A 270-nucleotide genomic window follows, 5' to 3' on the forward strand; every position below is an offset into this window, starting at 1 on the left:
TCAGGGTCCCGGCCCGTACTTTCGTATTGCCGGTGCCGGCACACACCGCGCAACAGCGACGGGCAGACCCGCCGCACCGTTTGAAGAATTGCCCACCCTCAGCCGGTTCGATTGCCCGCTCGAAGTCATGCGCCCGGCCACCGACAGAGGTTTGAAAAAGACATATGCGCTGTTATCGGCGCTTGTGGGATGAGCTGGGTGTAATGCCTGGCTCCGGCTCTGGAAGTTTCCTGCCCGTGCCGGCGCAGCGGCGGCTACCCTAAATTGAGG

The 270-nt window shown here is 62.6% G+C and carries 1 protein-coding gene; it reads left to right on the plus strand.

All coding sequences use genetic code 11. From position 1 onward, the window contains the following. On the plus strand, positions 1 to 193 hold a 193-nt coding region (locus AC5RWU_RS24785; protein ID WP_493986807.1), incomplete at its 5' end, for a hypothetical protein. Positions 194 to 270 lie beyond the last annotated feature (77 nt).

It is taken from the genome of Arthrobacter sp. B0427-1-12 (assembly GCF_059092905.1).